Source organism: Aquabacterium sp., from assembly GCF_004297345.1.
GTDB lineage: Bacteria > Pseudomonadota > Gammaproteobacteria > Burkholderiales > Burkholderiaceae_C > Aquabacterium.
Window position 1 is genome coordinate 1 of record NZ_SCTN01000324.1, and the last position, 2721, is coordinate 2721.

The 2721-nt window shown below is 61.9% G+C and carries 4 protein-coding genes; all 4 read left to right on the forward strand.

From position 1 onward, the window contains the following. Positions 1–223: ATP-binding protein (locus tag EPO09_RS11520; protein ID WP_290643206.1), on the forward strand; the 223-nt coding region annotated here is incomplete at its 5' end. Beyond that, positions 220–1710 (forward strand): HD domain-containing phosphohydrolase, encoded by a 1491-nt coding sequence (locus EPO09_RS11525; protein WP_290643207.1) that lies wholly within the window; start codon positions 220–222, stop codon positions 1708–1710. The genes EPO09_RS11520 and EPO09_RS11525, both read left to right, overlap by 4 nt. After that, positions 1707–2249, forward strand: coding sequence for a response regulator (locus EPO09_RS11530; protein ID WP_290643209.1), 543 nt, complete (start codon positions 1707–1709; stop codon positions 2247–2249). The genes EPO09_RS11525 and EPO09_RS11530 overlap by 4 nt, the downstream gene beginning before the upstream one ends. 39 nt (positions 2250–2288) lie before the next feature. Continuing rightward, the coding region (locus tag EPO09_RS11535; RefSeq protein WP_290643211.1) for a LysR family transcriptional regulator at positions 2289–2721 on the forward strand (433 nt) is incomplete at its 3' end.

Consider the following 2721-nt stretch of genomic DNA (forward strand, 5'->3'; position numbering starts at 1 on the left):
GGACAACGGCTGCGGCATCGCCAAGGAGCATCTCGGCAAGGTGTTCGACCCCTTCTTCACCACCAAGCCGGTTGGCAAGGGCACGGGCCTTGGGCTGTCGCTGTCTTACGGCATCGTGCAAAAGCACAACGGCCACATCGATGTGAGAAGCGAGGCCGGCAAGGGAACCTGTTTTCGCATCACCCTGCCCGTTCGCCACCACAGTACAGAGGCGCGGGTATGAGTGCACAAGCCGCCCAGACACTGAGCAACGAGCCTGTGACGTTCGACATTGAGGCCATCCTCAATGAGCCGTTGGCCGAACCGGCCGAACAAGGCTCGCCGCATGACTTCCCCATCCCGGAGCTGGATGCAGTTGGCGCGCCCGCCCCCGCATCACATCCCGAGAACGACGAGACTGAGCCTCCTGCAGAACGCACCATCCTGTGCGTGGATGACGAGCCCTATATCCTGGCGGCACTCGTGCGCTTGCTGCGCGGATCAGGCCACCGGGTGCTCACGGCATCGAGCGGCGCGGACGCCCTGGCCTTGATGGCGCGCGAGCCTGTCGACCTGCTCATCTCCGACATGCGCATGCCTGGCATGAGCGGGGCCGACTTGATGGTCAAGGTTCGCGGCAGCTGGCCTCACATCACACGCCTGCTGCTGACCGGGCACTCCGATGTCAGCGCCACCATCGCCGCCATCAACGAAGGCCAGGTGCACCGCTATCTGACCAAACCCTGGAGCGACGCCGAGCTGTTGCTGACCATCAAGGAGGCCTTCGAGCACAAATTCCTGGAGGAAGAAAAACAGCGCCTGGAGACGCTGACGCGCGAACAGAACGAAGAGCTCAAGCACCTCAACGCCAACCTCGAAGCCCTGGTGGCCGACAGAACGAAAGAGCTGGAGCAAGCCAATGAGCGCGTCAAGAAGAACTACTTCAACTCCATCAAGACGTTTTCCAACCTGCTCGAATTGAGAGGCGGCCAGTTGATGGGCCATGCGCGGCATGTGGCAGACCTGAGCCTGAAAACGGCCAAGGCGCTATCGCTCAACGACGCGCAAACCAACGACGTGCTGATCGGTGCGCTGCTGCATGACATCGGGCAGATCGGCCTGCCTGACGCGCTGCTCAACAAACCCGTGAGCAAGCTGACGCCTCCGGAGGCCGCGCAGTACCGCATGCACCCGATACTGGGCGAGCAAGCCTTGATGGGGCAGGACGACATGCAGAACGTGGCCGCCGTGATTCGAGCACACCATGAGCGTTATGACGGCCAGGGCTACCCAGATGGGCTGGCAGGACAGGACATTCCGCTGGAGGCGCGCATCCTGGCCGTGGCCGATGCCTACGAGGATCTGGTCAACGGGCGGCTGGTGAGCGAGCACATCAAACCAGCCGATGCCCGGGCCCTTCTTGCGCGCGGCCGGGGCACGCAGTTCGACCCTGATGTGCTGGATGCCTTCATGAGCCTGTTTGCCCATGAGAGCGAACACAAAGACAGCCCCGGTCAGGCCGTCAACGACGCACAGGCAGTTTTGCTGAGGCCGGAAGAGTTGCAGGCCGGCATGATCATGGCCCGCGACTTCCTCTCGCCACAAGGCGTGCTGTTGCTGGCCAGCGAGCACGTGCTCACCACCGATCTGATCAAACGCATCCGCCTGTTCGAACGCCGCAACGGACGCCCCATTCTGCTGGCCACGCGACCAGCCAAGGAGACCCCATGAGCAAACTGATGATCGTGGATGACGAAGCCAATGTGACCAATGCCTTGCTGCGCGTGTTGCGCAGACGCCTGCCACTCAACGTGCGCATGGAGGCCTTTGTCGATCCGCTCAAGGCCCTGGCGCGTGCACGAGAGTCCACCTTCGAGATCATCCTCAGCGACTACCGCATGCCCCAGATGGACGGCATCACCTTCCTGCAAGCAGCCAAGGCCATCCAGCCACACGCGGTGTGCATGATCCTGTCTGCGTCGACCGAGGTCGACACCATCATGAAAGCCATCAACGATGTGGAGGCCTTTCGCTATCTGACCAAGCCTTGGGACGAGGCAGACCTGGTCGATCAGATCGAGCAGGCCCTTCACAGAAGCGAGCGAGAACGAGAAATGCGCCATCTGGCAGACGACATGCGCCTGCTGCGCGGCGACTTGTCACCACAAGTACATGAGGCTCGTTTGCTGGAAGAACTGGAGCCGGGCATCACGCAAGTGGCTTGGGGGCCGAATGGCGAAGTGCTGATGCCCCCTCTGGATCAGGGATGAACACAATTCAAGCATGGCGATGTAGTTACCATATCGCTCATGCTTGAAATTCGCCACCTGCGCTCCCTGATCGCCATTGCCGACACCGGCAAACTGGCCACGGCAGCCGATCGTGTCCACCTGACGCAGTCTGCGCTGTCGCACCAGGTCCGGGCCGTGGAAGAACACTACGCCACGCCGTTGTTCGAGCGCACACGTCAGGGCTTGCGTTTCACGCCTGCGGGTGAGCGCCTGCTGGCCCTGGCTCGCACGGTACTGAACGATGTTGGTGCGGCAGAACGCGATCTGCAGCGCATGAAAGGCGAGACCAAGGGCGAGTTGCGCATTGCCCTGGAATGCCACACCTGCTTTGACTGGCTGATGCCGGTGATGCACGCCTTTCGCCAACGCTGGCCGGAAGTCGAAGTGGATCTGGTGGCCGGCTTTCATGCCGATCCCCTCACCTTGCTCAAGGAAGGCCGGGCTGATCTGG

What these genes read in the sequence shown, in the direction of transcription:
- EPO09_RS11525 (WP_290643207.1), top strand. Translation starts at nt 220, where the DNA reads ATGAGTGCACAAGCCGCCCAGACACTGAGCAACGAGCCTGTGACGTTC.
- EPO09_RS11530 (WP_290643209.1), top strand. Translation starts at nt 1,707, where the DNA reads ATGAGCAAACTGATGATCGTGGATGACGAAGCCAATGTGACCAATGCC.